The sequence below is a fragment of the Saccharopolyspora soli genome, from assembly GCF_022678645.1.
GTDB classification, from domain to species: domain Bacteria; phylum Actinomycetota; class Actinomycetes; order Mycobacteriales; family Pseudonocardiaceae; genus Saccharopolyspora; species Saccharopolyspora soli.
Genome location: NZ_JALBWV010000049.1, coordinates 1 through 17,213 on the forward strand (window position 1 = coordinate 1; position 17,213 = coordinate 17,213).

The 17,213-nt window shown below is 68.2% G+C and carries 16 protein-coding genes; 8 read left to right on the forward strand and 8 right to left on the reverse strand.

Going from position 1 to position 17,213, the window contains the following annotated elements:
• Nucleotides 1-235: 235 nt before the first annotated feature.
• Together MOQ72_RS30530 and MOQ72_RS30535 are read left to right on the forward strand one after the other, a co-directional pair.
• Nucleotides 236-1,039 carry an SAM-dependent methyltransferase gene (locus MOQ72_RS30530; protein WP_242189207.1) on the forward strand — a complete coding sequence of 268 codons (804 nt, stop codon included), beginning with the start codon at nt 236-238 and terminating at the stop codon, nt 1,037-1,039.
• A 114-nt stretch (nt 1,040-1,153) separates the two neighbouring features.
• The gene (locus MOQ72_RS30535) at nt 1,154-2,266 is read left to right on the forward strand and encodes an acyltransferase family protein (protein WP_242189208.1); all 1,113 of its coding nucleotides are present in this window, start codon (nt 1,154-1,156) and stop codon (nt 2,264-2,266) included.
• A 157-nt stretch (nt 2,267-2,423) separates the two neighbouring features.
• Here MOQ72_RS30535 and MOQ72_RS30540 read toward each other — a convergent pair whose 3' ends face one another.
• Nucleotides 2,424-3,794 carry a S28 family serine protease gene (locus MOQ72_RS30540; protein WP_242189209.1) on the reverse strand — a complete coding sequence of 457 codons (1,371 nt, stop codon included), beginning with the start codon at nt 3,792-3,794 and terminating at the stop codon, nt 2,424-2,426.
• A 148-nt stretch (nt 3,795-3,942) separates the two neighbouring features.
• Between MOQ72_RS30540 and MOQ72_RS30545 the strand changes: the two genes are divergently transcribed.
• Nucleotides 3,943-4,338: a PPOX class F420-dependent oxidoreductase gene (locus MOQ72_RS30545; protein WP_242189210.1), complete on the forward strand. Its 396-nt coding sequence runs from the start codon at nt 3,943-3,945 to the stop codon at nt 4,336-4,338.
• A gap of 307 nt (nt 4,339-4,645) precedes the next feature.
• Here MOQ72_RS30545 and MOQ72_RS30550 read toward each other — a convergent pair whose 3' ends face one another.
• Together MOQ72_RS30550 and MOQ72_RS30555 are read right to left on the reverse strand one after the other, a co-directional pair.
• Nucleotides 4,646-5,596, reverse strand: a complete 951-nt coding sequence (locus tag MOQ72_RS30550) for a coiled-coil domain-containing protein (RefSeq protein WP_242189211.1) — start codon at nt 5,594-5,596, stop codon at nt 4,646-4,648.
• Between the two features lie 270 nt (nt 5,597-5,866).
• Nucleotides 5,867-6,442: a TetR/AcrR family transcriptional regulator gene (locus MOQ72_RS30555; protein ID WP_242189212.1), complete on the reverse strand. Its 576-nt coding sequence runs from the start codon at nt 6,440-6,442 to the stop codon at nt 5,867-5,869.
• Between the two features lie 444 nt (nt 6,443-6,886).
• On the opposite strand from MOQ72_RS30555, the gene MOQ72_RS30560 reads away from it, so the two are divergent.
• From MOQ72_RS30560 to MOQ72_RS30570, 3 genes are all read left to right on the forward strand, one after another.
• The gene (locus MOQ72_RS30560) at nt 6,887-8,380 is read left to right on the forward strand and encodes an aldehyde dehydrogenase family protein (RefSeq protein ID WP_242189213.1); all 1,494 of its coding nucleotides are present in this window, start codon (nt 6,887-6,889) and stop codon (nt 8,378-8,380) included.
• A 323-nt stretch (nt 8,381-8,703) separates the two neighbouring features.
• Nucleotides 8,704-10,248, forward strand: a complete 1,545-nt coding sequence (locus MOQ72_RS30565; protein WP_242189214.1) for an APC family permease — start codon at nt 8,704-8,706, stop codon at nt 10,246-10,248.
• A 22-nt stretch (nt 10,249-10,270) separates the two neighbouring features.
• Nucleotides 10,271-11,821 carry a GMC family oxidoreductase gene (locus tag MOQ72_RS30570; protein WP_242189215.1) on the forward strand — a complete coding sequence of 517 codons (1,551 nt, stop codon included), beginning with the start codon at nt 10,271-10,273 and terminating at the stop codon, nt 11,819-11,821.
• A gap of 156 nt (nt 11,822-11,977) precedes the next feature.
• On the opposite strand, the gene MOQ72_RS30575 is transcribed toward MOQ72_RS30570, so the two are convergent.
• The 3 genes from MOQ72_RS30575 to MOQ72_RS30585 form a co-directional block, all read right to left on the reverse strand.
• Nucleotides 11,978-12,352, reverse strand: coding sequence for a VOC family protein (locus MOQ72_RS30575; protein WP_242189216.1), 375 nt, complete (start codon nt 12,350-12,352; stop codon nt 11,978-11,980).
• A complete protein-coding gene (locus MOQ72_RS30580; protein ID WP_242189262.1) occupies nt 12,349-12,930 on the reverse strand; it encodes a TetR/AcrR family transcriptional regulator in 582 nt (193 codons plus the stop codon). The genes MOQ72_RS30575 and MOQ72_RS30580 overlap by 4 nt, the downstream gene beginning before the upstream one ends.
• A gap of 123 nt (nt 12,931-13,053) precedes the next feature.
• Nucleotides 13,054-13,617, reverse strand: a complete 564-nt coding sequence (locus MOQ72_RS30585) for a helix-turn-helix domain-containing protein (RefSeq protein WP_242189217.1) — start codon at nt 13,615-13,617, stop codon at nt 13,054-13,056.
• 48 nt (nt 13,618-13,665) lie between these two features.
• Here MOQ72_RS30585 and MOQ72_RS30590 point away from each other — a divergent pair, with 48 nt between their 5' ends.
• Nucleotides 13,666-14,847, forward strand: coding sequence for a benzoate/H(+) symporter BenE family transporter (locus MOQ72_RS30590; protein ID WP_242189218.1), 1,182 nt, complete (start codon nt 13,666-13,668; stop codon nt 14,845-14,847).
• 64 nt (nt 14,848-14,911) lie between these two features.
• Here the strand turns inward: MOQ72_RS30590 and MOQ72_RS30595 are convergent, their stop codons facing one another.
• Complete coding sequence (locus MOQ72_RS30595) at nt 14,912-15,547, reverse strand: cyclase (RefSeq protein WP_242189219.1); 636 nt, start codon at nt 15,545-15,547, stop codon at nt 14,912-14,914.
• Nucleotides 15,548-15,868: 321 nt separating this feature from the next.
• Nucleotides 15,869-16,402, reverse strand: coding sequence for a DinB family protein (locus MOQ72_RS30600; protein WP_242189220.1), 534 nt, complete (start codon nt 16,400-16,402; stop codon nt 15,869-15,871).
• Nucleotides 16,403-16,505: 103 nt separating this feature from the next.
• Between MOQ72_RS30600 and MOQ72_RS30605 the strand changes: the two genes are divergently transcribed.
• Nucleotides 16,506-17,186, forward strand: coding sequence for an HAD family hydrolase (locus tag MOQ72_RS30605; RefSeq protein ID WP_242189221.1), 681 nt, complete (start codon nt 16,506-16,508; stop codon nt 17,184-17,186).
• The last annotated feature ends 27 nt before the right edge of the window (nt 17,187-17,213 follow it).

A 17,213-nucleotide genomic window follows, 5' to 3' on the forward strand; every position in this document is an offset into this window, starting at 1 on the left:
TTGATCTCACCAGCAATCGCCGGTTCCAACGCCGCGTAGTCGTAATCCAACTCCGGCAAAACGTACCGCGCCATCGTCGTTCCCTCCGTCGATCTCGTCCGATCGACGAAAGTCTGAAACTTCCAGCGCACTGCAGGTCAATCCCGCCTGTGAGGTGGCATCGATCACGTTTCACCCTGTTCGGCGAGCAACTGGGCCACTACTCTGCGCTCCAGCACGGTTACTCGGAGGCATGATGTCGGAACACGCCAAGCTCCCGCAGGACCTCGACCCGGACCGCCCGAGCGGGGCTCGGATCTACGACTTCTTCCTGGGCGGTAGCAGCAACTTCACATCCGACCGCATGCTGGCCCGGCGAGTGCTGGCAGTCGCCCCGGACATGCGGCGCAATGCCGTGGCCAACCGCGCCTGCCTGCACCGGGTGGTGCGGATGTGCCTGGCCGCCGGCGTGCGGCAGTTCCTGGACATCGGCTGCGGCATCCCGACGATCGGCACGCCGCACGAGGTCGCCCAGCGGCTGGATCCGAGTGCGCGGGTGGTCTACGTCGACAACGAGCCGGTCGCCGTGACGCACGGCGAACTGGTCCTCGCCGGAAACCCGAACGCCGCCATCGTGCGCGCGGATCTGCGCGACACCGAAGAGGTGCTGACCGCGGACGCGACCAGGCGGCTGCTCGACTTCGACCGGCCGGTGGCGGTGCTGATGTTCGCCGTGCTGCACCACATCTCCGACCGCGACGATCCCGCTGGGACGTTGCGCAGCTATCTGGCCGCCCTCGCCCCCGGCTCCTTCCTGGCCTTGACCCACCTGACCGCCGATCACGCGCCCGAGGCCATGCGCGCCGTCACCGAACTGCTGCTGGACAGCCAGCATCCGGGCACTCCGCGCAGCAAGGCGTACCTGGAGTCCCTTTTGGACGGCCTGGAGCTGCTCGAACCAGGCGTGGTGCCGATCGCGGAATGGCGACCGGAGCACGGCGATGCGGACCTGGCAACGGCGGCGCCGCTCGGTTACGCCGCGGTGGCGCGAAAACCGTGATCAATCCAACATCACCCCAACGGGTCAGCTGAATAGGCCGTCCGCGCTGGTCAAACCGACATCATTCGGAAAATCGGAACATATCGCCTTGATACGGTGGCGAACGTGCCCGAGATGACCACGAAGCGTCCCGGCCAAGCCTCGGGCCGGAGCAGCCGCAAGGTCAGCTGGGATGTCGTGCGCACCGGCTGCGTCGTGCTCGTGATGCTCTACCACGCCACGTTCCTAAGCACGTACCTGCACCCGGAGTTGACCCCGCGCACGTTCGTCTTCCCCTACCAGGTCGGTGCAAGCCTGCTGCTGGTGGTCTCGGCGTACTTCGCGTGCGTGACCATCGGCCGCGGCACCGTGCTGCGCTACTGGTGGGGACGCATCGCCCGGTTGCTCCCGCCGTTCCTCGGCGCGGTGGTGGTGATCTTCCTGGTGCTGCGCTGGGCCGCGATACCGGGCTGGTTCTACCCGAGCTTCGCCGATCTGGGGTGGAACCTGCTGATGCTGTGGAACTGGAAACCGGCGGCCTACTGGTTCATCGACGGTTCACATTGGACGGTGCCGCTGCAGCTGATGGGCTTCACCGCCGCCGCGTTGTTGTTCAGCACCAGTTGGGGTCACGGTCGGCGGATCGTCGTGGTGCTGTGGGCGGCGGTGCTGGTGCCGATCGCGCAGTGGCCGCTGCGGGTGTCCGACCTCTCCGAGGCGTACCGCACGGTCGTCGACGGCATCGGCATGCACCGCTGGCACCTGTTCGTCGTCGGGGTGGCGATCTGGTTGTGGTCGACCCGGCGCATCGGGCTGGGGCACTTCGCGGCGCTGCTGGTCACCTGCATGCTCGGCCAGGCGCTGCACAACTACTCCGAGACGCCGGAGGGCCTGATCGCGGACTGGGGCTCGACGGTCGCGGTGTGCGTCGGAATGGTCGTGGTGGCGCTGACCGCTCGCGGCCCGGACTGGGACCGGTTCATCCCGAACTGGCTGGCCGCTCGGGTTCGCTGGTTCGCCGGGATCTCCTACGGCGTCTTCCTGACGCACCAGGCGATCGGCTACGTGGTCATGCGCGAGCTCGACGAGATCGGCGCCAATCCCCTCGTGCAGACGGCCGCGATGCTGATCACCGGCACGATCCTCGGCTGGGCCCTCACCCACGCCGTCGAACGCCCCACCCACCGGTTCCTGATGCGCACCTACGACCACCTCGCCGCCTGGCGCGCCAAGATGAGATTGGGGTGAAGGGCACCTTCGACCGGCTTAGAGGGTGCGCGGATTGGCTTGCGTGGCGGTGCGGGTAGCGGAACCCGACGACCCCCTCGACATGCCCAATCCGCGCGAGTTCTTACTGGGTAAGAGGTGCCCTTCACCCTTCACCGGACAGGTCGACGACAGGTACTCAGATCGGTCGGCGGGTCAGGGGTTCCACGTCCAGTCGGGTGATCCGCAGCGCCGGGGCTTCCACATCGGCCCAGCGCCGCACGGTCGCTTCGGCTTCGGCGCGCTGCTGCGCGGGCAGACCGGCGATCTTGGCGCCGTGATTCGCGCCGGGGACCAGGTAGCTGTAGGAGTCCTCGGTGTCCGGGCCGATGGTGAACGGTTCCGCGCTCCACGGGTCGCGCTCGCCGTTGACGAACATCAGCTCCGAGCCCTCGTCCCGGACCCACGCGTCGACCGGCCGCATCGCACCGGGGTTGAACCGCATCGGGATGTCGCGCGGCACCAGGTTGCGGGGTTGGCTCAACTCCCGGTGGTGCAGCAGATCGGCCAGCGGTTCGTCGGAGACGTACGGCCAGCCGAGTTGCGTACCGGCCTGGAAGTAGTACGGCGTGTACGGTTCGATGCCCTGGTCGGTGTAGAAGGAGAACTGCACGGTCTCGTCGAAGAACGCGTAGATTTCGTCGGTGCTCGCACCGGGCGCCGGGATCTTTGCGCAGTCCTGCTGGCCGCGGTACTGCCAGAACGCGAACGGCGCGTCGAGCACCACCATCTCCAAGCCGCGGTCGATGTCGCCGATGATCCGATCGAAGGTCAGCCCCTCGGAGTCGGCGTAGGCGCGGAACTTCGCCAGCATCTCGTCCCGCCGCAGCAGTGCCTCGCGCTGCACGGCGGTCAGCGCATCGCGGCAGGCCGCGTCGGTGCCGACGCTGGCCAGGAACGCGTCGTAGCGGTCCCGGTCGTTGTTGACGTCGTTGGGCGCCACGTAAGCGACCGTGCCGTCCACGTCGTCGGGGTAGAAGCGGCGGTGGTAGACCGCTGTCATGCCGCCCTTGCTGGCCCCGGTGGTGATCCATTCCCGCTGGTAGATCGCCTGCAACGCGGAGATCACGCGGTGCTGGTCGGTGGCGGCCTGCCAGATGTCCAGATCGTCCCAGTCGGCGGGCTCCGGCCGGGACGGGGTGAAGAACCGGTGTTCCAGGTTGATCTGGTTGCCGTCGATCAGCTGGGTCGGCTCGGTGCGGGTGACGTTGGTGGGCAGCTCGTAACCGGTCGTGTAGAGCACGGTCGGCCGCTCGACATCGCGGTGCAGCAGGGTGAGGCGCTGTTGGAAGTTGCCCGCTTCCGGGTGCCGATGATCGTTCGGCTGCGTGAAGGTCAGGTCGAACAGCCGGAATCCCGGTTCGGTGGGCCGTTCGCCGACGACGGTCAAACCGGGCACGGCCGCCAGGCGATCCCGGATGTCGTCATCCGCCGGGGCCGCCCCGACCGGGGTGCCGAGCAGCAACATGCCGAACGCCACCGCGATGGTGACCAGACCGCGCAAATTCACAACGCCTCCCGCCGCGCCAAGACCAACATGCAACCTAGTTCCCGCAGTGCTGCGACGGGAAGGTTTCGGCGTGTTCTCGCCGTTGCCAGCCGCTTCTGGTGGAATCTTCGCCGCAGGCTGCCGAAACCGCTCCTGGAAGGACGAATCGATGCCGAACGAACAGCTGCCGCCGGACGTGCTGGAGCTGCTGGCCCGCCCCAACCCGGCGGTGATCGCCACGGTCAATGCCGAGGGCGCGCCGATCACGGTGGCCACCTGGTACCTGTGGGACAGCGGGAAGGTACTGGTCAACATGGACCGCAGCAGGGTCCGGCTGAAGCACATCAGGGCTGATCCGCGGGTGTCGCTGACCGTGCTGGACGACGAGAACTGGTACCGGCACGTCAGCTTGCGCGGCCGGGTGGTCAGCCTGGAGGACGACCCGGACCTCACCGACATCGACCGGTTGGCCCAGCACTACCGCAACGAGCCCTACCCGGTCCGCGACCAGCCGCGGATCAGCGCCTGGATCGAAGTGGACAGCTGGCACAGCTGGGGCCGCTGACCAACGCCGCGCCCCGGTGCTGCGAGAGCGGAACTCCCACCCGGCAAAACCGGACGGGAGTCCCGCTCACCAACTCAGCTCGGCACCGGCACACGCGATCAGTGCATGACGGTGTTCTTGCTTTTGAAGCGGCGCAGCCGCTTAGGCCACCCCCGCAACCGGCACTGCCGCGGGTTCTCAGAAGCCTTCTCGCGAGGACAGCCCCGACGTGGTGTATGGCATACATGATGTCGGGGATCCCGGAGACGAGAAGGCTTCTGAGGTTCCGCTACCCGCACCGCCACGCAAAACAACCACCAAAATTGTTTTACGCCGGAGTTGTCGCTGCGTCTGGTTCTGGTACGGGTTCCTCGTCGCGCTGCTTGGGCACCGTGACCTCGTCCGCCGGAACTTGTCCGTTGTAGACGACCTCGCCGACGTAGGCGTCCGACCCCTCGCTGGGCTCGCCAGCCTCCGTCGCCGCCAGGAACGGCTCCGCCGTGCTCAGCACCTGCTGCGCGGCTCGGACCCGCTCCGCGAGGCCCTGCCGCATCCGCAACATCGTCTCGGCGTACTCGTCGGCCCGCCGCATCCGCCGCTCCGCTTCCGCGGTGGCCTCTCGGACCCGGCGCTGCGCTTCCTCGCGGCTGGCCTGCTCGCGCTCGGCCAGGATGCGCATCGCCTCTTCCCGGCGCGCGGCCATCGACAACTCGAAGTCGCGCTCGACCTGGGTGCGCCGTTCCTCCGCCTCAGCGTCCAACCGGCGGCGGCACTGCTCGGCTTCCCGCGCCATCGCCTGGACCTCGTCGCGGGTGCGCGCCAGCATCTCGTTGCGCTGCTGTTCGGACTGGCGGCGCCATTCGTCGGCCTCCGCCACCAGCTTCTCGTACCGGTTGCGGAGGTCGGCCGCGGCCTGCTCGGATCGCGCCCACTCGTGCTCGGAAGCGGCCTGGGCGGCGGCAACGATCTCGTCCGCCTCGTCCTGCGCAAGCCGGACCATCCGGCGTAACCGGTCCGACAGGGCGGCCGCCTCGATCGGCGAGCGCGCCTGCTCGTCGAGCTGCTGCTTGAGCAACTCGACCTCGGCGCGCGCCTCGTTGAGCTGCGTGCTCAGATCGCCGACCTGGCTGAGCGCCGAATCGCGATCTTCGGTGACCAGCCGGATCTCGGCCTCGGTCTGCTGGATGTAGAACTTCACCTGCGATCGACGGAACCCGTACCACACCGTGTCAAAATCCGACTTCAACGGCACCAGTTCACGGTCTTCAATCTGCCCCACGGTCTCACCCCGCTCGGTTGATCAACATTGCTGGGAGCGAGCCACGCCCCGACGCGGCAAGTCCGTTGTACACCGGAGAAGCGTCCTGCGATGTGCTCCGCCGGGCTGAACCGATCAGCCTTAGCAGCTCGCGGATGCGCGGTGCCTACGGATCGCTGGACCCATTCTCCACCGGGGCGGTGATGGAGATCAACTGTTCGGATTCCGGTGCAATGCAACAGTCATCCGATGTTGACCATCCGGACACCAGGGGCGAATTGCCTGCTGGAATCAGGTTTTCGGGACAGACCGCAGCACCCGCTGGAATATCATCTCGATTTCGTCTCGGCTCGGCACCGATTCCCGGACGATGCCCTGCAGCAGCAAACCGCAGAACACGGCGGACAGCACGCGACCGGTCGCCGGGTCGGTGTACGAGGCGAACCACTCCGCCAGCGCGGCGTCCCATTCCTGGCTGATCTGACGCAACGCGGGCTTGTGCAGCGCAGCGATGTAGAGCTGGTGCTCGACCGCGGTCTGCGACCGGGCCGGGCCGAGGTAGTGCAGCACCAGATCGGTCAGCGCGACGGCGAGATCACCGTTGCGGTCGAGCTGTTCGGCCCAGTCGCGCAAGTGCTCGACGTCGTCTTCGGCCGCCAGCCGCAGCGCGCTGGCCAGCAGATCGTCGAGGGTGGCGAAGTAGTACGTCGTCGAACCCAGCGGAACACCGGCCGCAGCCGCCACGGCACGGTGCGTGATCTTCTCCACGCCGCGTTCGGCGGCGACCGCGATCGCGGCACGCGCGATGCGCTCGCGGCGATCCGGGTCCTTGCGGCGTGCGGTTGGCGCAGGCTCGGTGGTCGACATGAGCTTCGGCGCTCCTCCGGTACGTACGTCCCACAACTCCGTCCAGCCTGCCATGCCGACCCCCGAACGCGATGCGGCCCAGCTCACCCGTCCGGCGTTCCCGCTGTTCATCCCGCATTTTCCGACGCTTGACAAAGCCCGCGACAACACGATGATGTACAGATGTACAGCATTGGTGTTAGGGTTTTTGGCGGCACTGCGCCGGGACCAACTGAAAACCCACCACCGAATGGCGCACCTGGAGGTGAATTCCCGCAACACCGCGGGTCAGCGGTCCCATTTGGTGAATTCCACACCGATCCGGTACTCGCGGCGCATTCGTCGCCACGCATTCGGTGGCGGGCCGATCCGGATCACGGCAACGTGGGGCGCACCAGCGCCAGAAGTGCACATCCGGGCAGTTCTGGCGCGAATAGCACAACCGACAGCACGGGGAAACGAACCATGCCGCAAGCTGCGAATTCAGCAGCCACGCTGTTCATCGACGGCGAGTGGGTGTCTGCCGCCGAAGGGCGCACCCGCGAGATCCGCTGCCCGGCCGACGGTGCGTTGGTGGCCACCGTCGACGAGGCGGGTCCCGCCGACGCCACCCGCGCCATCTCCGCCGCGCGCCGCGCCTTCGACGACGGCGCTTGGCCGACCACCTCGCCGTGGCAACGCGGTGACCTGCTGCTGCGGGTCAGCGACATCCTGATGCGCGACAAGGCCACCTTCGCCCGCGCCGAATCGCTGGACACCGGCAAGCGGCTGGTCGAGAGCGAATACGACATCGACGACATCGCCGCCTGCTTCCGGTACTTCGGCAAGATCGCCGGTACCGACGCGGGCCGCCTCGTCGACACCGGTTCGCCGGATGCGATCAGCCGCGTGCAGTACGAGCCGGTCGGCGTGTGCACCATGATCACGCCCTGGAACTACCCGCTGCTGCAGGTGGCCTGGAAGGTCGCCCCGGCTCTCGCGGCGGGCAACACGTTCGTGCTCAAGCCCAGCGAACTGACCCCGAGCACCGCGATCCTGCTGGTGCGCGCGCTGACCGAGGCCGGGCTGCCCGCCGGGGTCGGCAACCTGGTGCTGGGCACCGGTGCCGAGGTCGGTTCGGTGCTGGCCGAGCATCCGGACGTCGACCTGGTGTCGTTCACCGGCGGGCTGCACACCGGGCGCAAGATCTCCGCGAGCGCGGCGGCGACGGTGAAGAAGGTCGCCCTGGAGCTCGGCGGCAAGAACCCGAACGTCGTGTTCGCCGACGCCGACTTCGAAACCGCCGTGGACTACGCGCTGACCGCGGTGTTCCTGCACTCCGGCCAGGTTTGCTCGGCCGGTGCCCGGCTGATCGTGCAGGACGAACTGCACGACGCGCTGGTCGACGAGATCGTCCGGCGCGCCGAGCGGATCCGCATCGGCGGGCCGTTCGACGACGACGCCGACACCGGCCCGCTGATCTCGGCCAACCACCTGCGGAAGGTCGACGACTACGTGGCCAAGTCGGTCGCCGAGGGCGCCGTGCTGCGCACCGGTGGCCGCCGCCCCGCGGGTGAGCGCTACGCCGCCGGGCACTACTACCTGCCGACCGTGCTCGACGAGGTCAAGCAGGGTTCCTACGCGGTCACCGAGGAATCGTTCGGACCGGTGCTGACCGTGGAGCGCTTCAGCGACGAGGACGACGCGGTGCGCATCGCCAACGACACCCACTACGGCCTGGCCGGTGCGGTGTTCACCGGCGATCCGGGCAAGGCCCAGCGGGTGGCCAACCGGCTGCGGCACGGCACCGTCTGGATCAACGACTTCCACCCCTACCTGCCGCAAGCGGAATGGGGCGGTTTCAAGCAGTCCGGCATCGGACGCGAACTCGGCCGAGCGGGACTCGGCGAGTACCAGGAGGCAAAGCACGTCTACCAGAACCTGCGCCCCGCACCGCAGAACTGGTTCCCCGAAGAATAGGGAGGAATTCGCCCTCACCCGCGGCGGTGCCGAACATCGCTGCAGGGGCCGCGCGGCTGGTCCGGCCGCGCGCTGCCCAATCCGCCGATGTCGGCGGTGTTCTTCGCGCGACGCAAACAACCACCCGATTCCGCTCCCTCCAGCATCCAGCGGGCTGGGGTGATCGGGAAAGGAGTTCCGGGCATGAGTAGCCCTGTGTCAACCCCAGTCCTCCGCAACTGCACCCCAGGGGACCGTGACGCAAACCAGCCACAAGAAACCACGCAACGGGAGATTGGACTGGACGCAACCACCACTGTGAAACGCGGAGAGGCGGGCCAGTCATGAGCGCGCCCAATTACGACGCCGAACTCAACGAGTTCGGCTACACCAACAAACTGAAGAGAAGCCTCGGCGGGTTCCACACCTTCGCCGCCGGGATCAGCTACATCTCGGTGCTCACCGGCACCTTCCAACTGTCCTACTTCGGCCTGTCCTTCGGTGGCCCCGCCTACTGGTGGTCCTGGCCGATCGTGTTCGTCGGGCAGTTGCTGGTGGCGTTGAGTTTCGCCGAGCTGGCATCGCGATACCCGATCGCGGGTTCCATCTACAACTGGGCGAAGAAGCTGGGCGGCCAGCACGTCGGCTGGCTGGCCGGTTGGATGATGCTGCTGGCCTCGATCGTGTCGATCTCGGCCACGGCGCTGGCCTACCAGAACACGCTGCCGCAGATCTGGTCCGGCTTCCAGTTCATCGGCGACGGCACCGGGAGCACCGACCAGGCGGTCAACGGCATCGCGCTGGCCCTGGTGCTGATCCTGTTCACCACCCTGGTCAACGCCTTCGGCGTGAAGCTGATGGCGCAGATCAACAGCGCCGGGGTGTTCATCGAACTGGTCGCCGCCGTGCTGCTGATCATCGCGCTGGCGCTGGTGGTGGTGAACCCGCCGACCATCGTGCTGGACACCAACGGCACCGAGTCGGCCTTCGGCGGCAGTTATCTCAGCGCCTTCCTGGTAGCCGGTATCGCCTCGTCGTACGTGATGTACGGCTTCGACACCGCAGCGTCGCTCGGCGAGGAGTCCATCAACCCGCACCGCAACGCTCCCAAGGCGATCCTGCGGGCGCTGATCGCCTCGTTCATCCTCGGCGGCCTGATCATCCTGCTCGGGCTGATGGCCACCCGCGACTTCTCCGCGCCGGAGCTGGCCGAAAGCGGCCTGCAGTTCGTGCTCAACGACGCGCTGGGCCCGCTGGTCGGCCGGTTGTTCCTGCTGGCGATCTTCGTGGCCATCACGGTCTGCGTGCTCGCGGTGCACACCGCGGCGATCCGGATCGCCTTCGCGATGGCCCGCGACAACGCGCTGCCCGCCGGTTCACTGCTGGCGCGGGTGAGCCCGCGCTTCCAGACCCCGATGATCCCGGCGGTGGTCATCGGCGTGCTCGCGGTGGCGCTGCTGCTGGTCAACATCGGGCAGCCGCAGATCTTCACCGCCGTCACCAGCCTGGCGATCATCCTGATCTACATCTCCTACCTGCTGGTCACGGTGCCGATGCTGGTCGCGCGGCTGCGCGGCAAGTGGTCGGCGCCACGGGACGAGGCCAAGCGCGACGGCCGGTTCAGCCTGGGCAAGCTGGGGCTGCCGATCAACGTGCTGGCAGTCCTTTGGGGCGCGGGCATGACGATCAACCTGGCGTGGCCGCGCCGCGAGGTCTACAACGCCGAGCCGCCGTACCACTGGTACCTGCAGTACAGCTCGGTGCTGTTCGTCGGAGTCGCGGCGGTCGGCGGGTTCGCGTACTACTGGTTCGTCCAACGCCACCGCGTCGGTGTCCTCGCCGAGCACGCCGCCGCGTCCACTTCGGACGTCAAGAGCCCGGTCGCCTGAGCAGGAGAAGGAGATTCGACCCATGACAGATCAGTTCGACTACGTCGTGGTCGGCGGCGGCAGCGCGGGCGCGGCGGTCGCGGCGCGGCTGTCGGAGGACCCGGCGGTGACCGTCTGCCTGCTCGAAGCCGGACCCTCCGACGTCGGCGACGAGGCGATCTTGGAGCTCAAGCGCTGGATGGCCCTGCTGGAGTCGGGCTACGACTGGGACTACCTGATCGAGCCGCAGGAGAACGGCAACTCGTTCATGCGGCACGCGCGGGCCCGCGTGCTCGGCGGCTGTTCCTCGCACAACTCCTGCATCGCGTTCTGGGCCCCGGCCGAGGACCTCGACGAGTGGGTGTCGATGGGCGCCACCGGTTGGGGCGCCAAGGACGTCTTCCCGCTGTACCAGCGGTTGGAGACCAACGACGGGCCGGGCGAGCACCACGGCCGCAGCGGGCCGGTGACGATCCGCAGCGTCCCGCCGCGGGACCCGTGCGGCGTCTCGCTGCTGCGGGCCTGCGCGCAGGAGGGCATCCCGACCACGGAGTTCAACTCCGGCAAGACCGTCGTGCACGGCGCGAACTGGTTCCAGATCAACGGGCGGGAGGACGGCACCCGGTCGTCCTCGTCGGTGTCCTACCTGCATCCGATCATCGGCAAGCGGCCCAACCTGGAGATCCGCACCCAGGCGTGGGCCAAGTCGATCACCTTCGACGGCACCCGCGCCACCGGCGTGCGCTACCTGGATCCGGACCTGATCCACACCCGCGCGGTGACCGCGCGTCGCGAGGTGGTGCTGTCCGCGGGTGCCATCGACACCCCGAAGCTGCTGATGCTCTCCGGCATCGGCCCGGCCGAGCACCTGCGCGAGTTCGGCATCGACGTGCTGGTCGACTCCCCCGGTGTCGGCTCCAGCCTGCAGGACCACCCGGAGGGCGTGATCAGCTGGGACGCCGAGCAGCCGATGGTCACCGACTCCACCCAGTGGTGGGAGATCGGCATCTTCACCACCACCGAGCCCGGCCTGGACCGACCGGACCTGATGTTCCACTACGGTTCGGTGCCCTTCGACATGCACACCGTGCGGCAGGGCTACCCGACCTCGGAGAACAGCTTCTGCCTGACCCCGAACGTCACCCGCGCCCGATCCACCGGCACAGTCCGGCTGCGCAGCCGGGACTTCCGGGACAAGCCGAAGGTCGATCCGCGGTACTTCACCGATCCGCACGACATGCGGGTGATGACCGAGGGCATCAAGCTGGCTCGCCGGATCGTGGCGCAACCGGCGATGCGGGACTGGGCCGGTGCCGAACTGTTCCCCGGCCCGGACGTGCGCACCGACGACGAGATCGCCGACTACATCAGCCGCACCCACAACACCGTCTACCACCCGGCGGCGTCGGTGCCGATGGGTGCCGACGACGACGCCAGCAAGCCGCTGGACGCGCGGCTGCGGGTCAAGGGCGTGCAGGGCCTGCGGGTCGCGGACGCCTCGGTGATGCCCTTCCTCGTCGCGGTGAACCCGAACATCACCACGATGGCCATCGGCGAGAAGTGCTCCGACATGCTCAAGGAGGACAACCGCTGATCCCGGCACTCGGTTTCGGGCCGGAATCCCGCCGCCCGGCCGAGTAGCGCACAACCAAATATCGGACACCGCGGCTTCCCCGAGTCCGCCCCGATGTCCGCGTGCTGCGAAGGCCCCTCCGGTCCCCCGTCCTGGAGGGGCCTTCGCATTTCCGGATCACGCCGGGGCCATCACCTCGTAGAGGTTCCCGGTGTCGTCGCGGAAGAACAGCCCGCGAGGACACAGTGGATGGTCGATGCGGCCGTTCTCCGGCTCGCGCGGATTGCTGCCGTAGGCCACGCCCGCTGCGCGGAGGCAGGTGAGGATCTGGTCGAACTCCGCCGGTGCCACGTCGAACGCGAGGTGGTGCGGTTGGGCCTCGGGTGCGGTCATGAACTGCAGCGTCAGCGAGTCGTTGACCTCGACGGGTGCGAACTTCCCGTCGATCCCGTCCGGCGGCAGCCGACGCAGCCCCATGATCCCGGCGAGGAAATCGGCCGCCGCGTCGTTGTCCCGCGCCGGGACGATCGTGTGGTTCAAGGTGACGGTCATCCCGCGGCTCCCAGCGCTCCCCGCAGGAAGACATCGACGATCTCGGTGGTTTCCAGCGACGCGGAATCCCCCATGCGGGGCCGCACGAACAGCAGGCCGAGGAACATCGCCGCCGACTTCTCCGGTGACAGCCGCAGGGATTCGCGTTCCGGCTCGAACAATTCGGCCATCGCCTCGCGGATCTGCCGCATCGACTCGGCCCGGTCGTCGGCCTTCGGCGGCTCCTGATCCGCCGCGCCGCGCGACCTGCGCAACTGGCCGGTGGTGTGCAGCGATCCGATGACTGCGCCCATCCGCTGCAGGTGCGCCGCCAACGCGTCTGCGGCGTCGCCGAGCCGTTCGGCCAGCGGCAGGTCCAGCGGGATCGAGCTGATCTCCCGCACCACGTGATCCGGCCGGACGGCTTCGGCCACGCAGGCCGCCAACAGTTCGTCCTTGTCCTCGAAAACTCGGAAGATCGTCGCCTCCCCGATTCCCGCGGCCAGCGCGACCTGCTTCGTCGTCACCGCCGCCCCGTACTCGGCGACCAGCGGTAACGCGGCGGCGACGATCATCGCCCGCCGCTCTTCTGGACTCATCCCCGGCGCTCGGCGCCGACTCTTCGTCTCTCCCATGCCGACCACGCTACGGAGTGAGTATTCACTCCGTCAAGGAAGAAGTGAGTACTCACTCCGATGAATTCCGCAGCGCCGGTCGTTTGGTCAGACGGCGTCGACGTAGCGCATCACGAGCGTCGCGGACACCTCCGCATCGAGCGCCTCGTAGACGTGGTCCACTCCGCCGTCGAAGCGGATGTAATCACCTGGGCCGAGCGTTTCCGGCGCGGATTCCGGCCCCACCACCAGCGTTCCGGAGTGCACCAGCAACTGCTCGATCACCCGCGGCCGGTGCGCGGCGGACACGTACCGCGATCCGGCGCGCACGTGCAGCCGGTACACCTCGAGCCGCTGGCCGCCGCTGACCACCCGGTCCATCAGCTGCACGTCCACGGTCCGCCCGGAAACGTCCGCGCCGCTGGCCCGATTTACCAGCAGCGCCGCCTGCTCGGCGGCTTCGGACTCGGCGACGAGCAGGCGTCCCAGCGGCACGTCCAACACCGTCGCCAGCGCGTAGAGCGTCTCCAGCGTCGGATTCCGCCGACCGGCCTCCAGCTCGGACAGCGTGCCCTTGCCGATGTCGGCCCGGCGCGCGGTCTCCGACAACGACAAGCCCCGCTGGGCGCGGGCCGCGCGCAGGTTCGCGCCGACGACCTTGACCAGCTCCACCGCTACCTCCTAGAGTCCGCTCCGTTCCATAAACAGAACGGAGCTTCGGTGCAGTCACGGCAACAACTCCGGACCGCCCTGCCGCTGTCCACTCTGGTCTCCGGCGGGATCACCACGCTGGTCGGCGTGGCGAGCTCCGCGGCCATCGTCTTCCAAGCCGCGCGGACCCTCGGCGCGGACCCCGCGGAAATCGCCTCGTGGATCCTCGCGCTGGGCGCGGGCATCGGCGTCACCTCGATCGCGCTGTCGCTGCGCTACCGGGCACCGGTCGTGCTGGCCTGGTCCACGCCCGGCGCCGCGCTGCTGGCCACGAGCGGTCAAGGTACCTCGATGCCGGAAGCGGTCGGTGCGTTCCTGCTCGCAGCGGCGCTGACAGTGCTGGTCGGGATCACCGGCTGGTTCGAGCGGGCTGTCAACCTGATCCCACCGGCGATCGCATCAGCGCTGCTGGGCGGCGTGCTGTTGCAGTTCGGCCTGCACATGTTCACCACCATGCAGACCCAGTTCTGGCTGGTCCTGGCCATGCTGGCGGGCTACCTGCTCGGCAAGCGGTGGCTGCCCAGGTACGCGGTGCTCATCGCGCTCGTGATCGGCGTGGCGCTCGCGGTCGGCCAAGGTTCGCTGCGCTTCGACGGCGTCGAGTTCGCACTCGCCACACCTGTGCCGACTTGGCCGAGCTGGTCGCCGCACGCCTTGATCAGCCTCGCCGTTCCGCTGTTCGTCATCACGATGACCTCGCAGAACCTACCCGGCATGGTGACGCTGCGGGCGCACGGCTACGCGACGCCGGTGTCGCCGATCCTGTCCTGGACGGGTGCGGTGAACTTCGTGCTGGCGCCGTTGGGCTGCTTCGGCATCAGCCTCGCGGCGATCACCGCGGCGCTGTGCATGGGCCCCGACGCGCACGAGGATCCGGCGCAACGCTACAAAGCCAGCGTCGTCTCCGGAGGCTGCTACCTGCTGCTGGGCGTTTTCGGCGCGATGCTCGGCAGCCTCATCGCCGCGTTCCCGCTCGCGCTGATCACCGCACTAGCCGGTATCGGACTGCTGGACACGATCGGCGGCTCGTTGGCCAAGGCGACCGAAGATCCGCACCACCGCACCGCCGCGCTGATCGCCTTCCTGGTAACAGCTTCGGGTGTGACGGTGTTCGGGGTCGCCTCGGTGTGCTGGGGCCTGCTCGCCGGAGTCGCCGCGCACCTGATCACGCGGCAGCGGACCCCGGCCTGACCGGTCGCTCTCGTCGGCGTACCGGAACGGACGACGGCGGGGGCGAACCCCCGCCGTCGAGCGATCAGCCGATCGTCGTGGTGGTCAAGATGGGGTTGGGGTTCGGGAAGCAGCGCGACGGCACGTCGGTGTCGCCGATGACCGTCGACACCACCGCGGTGAAGGTCAGGCCGGGGTCGTCGTGGCTGGTGCCCTGCAACTTGGTCTCGATCGCACCGGAGGGCCCAGCTGTCAGGTGCACCGTCACGGTGGGCAGCTCGAACTCGGCGCCACCGGGGATCGGGCCGTCCAGGTGCAGCGTGGCGATGCCACTGTCCACGGTGAAGGTCGGCGCATTCGGTCCCAGGTTGGCCCCACCGGTGAGATCGGCGGAAACGAAGCTGGAGTTCGCCGGGATCGGGATCTTCAGGTCGACGCCCTCGACGCCCTTCACGGTGTAGCCGTTGACCTCGGAGGGCAACGTGTTCGGGGCCGGGTCGATCACGATGTCGAGCGCGCCGCCGGGCGCGACGGTGGCCGGGGCGGTGACGTCGGCGGCCTGCTGCAGGCTGAACTGCTGCTGCCCCAACGGGGAGTCACCGGCGCAGTCGAAGTTGATGTCGAAAGCGGCGGCCAGGGCTTGCGGAGTCAACGCGAGCGCTGCGACCGCGGCGAAGGCCGCAGCGGTTGCGGCGCGTCTGCCACGAAGAACGGTCTTCATTGGCCTCACCTCGCTGATTCGGGGAACGAAAAGGTGCGGGCCGCGCGGCGACCCGAATACTTACCGACGAGTAAAGTCGGCGTCAACGCAACTGAATTTTCCCGGCGTTCCCACCTTTTCGCCGCCGCGACGGCGCGTAGAACATCGCTTCACCCAACACCGCTGTTCGGGTGAAATTCATTGCGACATAAAGGTTTCCGTCAGCCTACGATCCCCCAGACCGACAACGCCCAGTGACCGACAAGCGGCCAGTGGTGGTACCTGCACGCTCACCCGAAGCAGAGCCAGTCGGTCCACTGTGCCCACTCGACTGGACCAACGTCAGGCGAAGCTGCGGCCGCCGGATGCCCGGTACAGGTCGCGCAGCAGGGCCACCTCGGCGCCGTGGTGGAACAGCTCGCGGTTGAGGTGCAGCACCAGCGCGCGGTAGGGCCGGTCGGCGAACGGCCCTTCGGCCGGGCCGACCGGCTTCGCCCAGCCTTCGGCGTCCAAGGATCCGATGCCGTTGCGCCACAAGGTCTTCTGCTCGTCGAGGTAGGCCAGCGCGGTCGCCGCGTCAGTCGGGTAGTCGTGGTTGTCCATCCGGTACGAGGCGTCGCCGAAGTGGTTGTTCGCCCGCATCGCGAAGACGTGCCCGGCGATGTGGTTCAGCCGCCACGCGATCGTGGTGAACGGCGGCGGGACGGGCTCCGGGAAGCTGAAATCCATCGCCCACCCGTCGTCGACCCGGCGCAGCGACCAGCAGTCCGCGACCGGCTCCCAGAAGTACTCCTCGTCGGTGAGGCCGTCGAGGCGCGGGCGCCACATCGTCCAGTAGAAGTCCAACTGATCGAGTGCTTCGGCTCGCCAATCCATGCGGTCAGCGTAGACAGCTCCCCCGACACCGGCGAGACCTCCGGCCTGCGACCTTCCGACCAGGGTCTGGCGTGCATACCGTCTAGTCGGTACGGTCCTTGGCATGGGTTCCAGCGGCGCGGCCCCCACCATCCGGGCGGTGATCTTCGACTACGGCGGGGTGCTGACCACCCCTGGTCGCGTCGCGATCAAGGCTTGGACCGAACAGGAAGGTATCCGACCGGAGACGTTCTCCGCGGCGCTCAAGGAGTGGCTGTCGCGCAGCGCCCCGGTCGGAAGCCCGATCCACCAGCTGGAGACCGGCGAGATTTCCGCGGCCGAGTTCGACCGCACCCTCGCCCGGCGGTTGCGCACCATCGACGACCAGCCGGTCGAGGCCGACGGGCTGATGCGGCGGATGTTCGCCCGGATGCGCAGCGAACCCGTGATGCTGGACCTGGTGCGCCGACTGCGGGCCTGCCGGGTGCGGACCGCGCTGTTGTCCAACAGCTGGGGCAACAACTACCCGTGGGACCTGCTCGACGGGCTCTTCGAACTCGCGGTGATCTCCGGCGAAGTCGGGCTGCGCAAGCCGGATCCGCGGATCTACCAGCTGACGCTGGACCGACTCGGCCTTGCGGCCCGCGAAGCGGTGTTCGTCGACGACGGTGCCCCGAACGTCGAGGCCGCCCAACGGCTCGGGCTGCACGGCGTGCTGCACACCGACGTCGCCGGAACCTGCGCCCGGCTCGCCGAACTCGTACCGGCCCTGGACCGGGTGGCCCCGCGAAGCGAGGAGGACTGATGGGCCAGACTTTTCGCCGGGCTCATC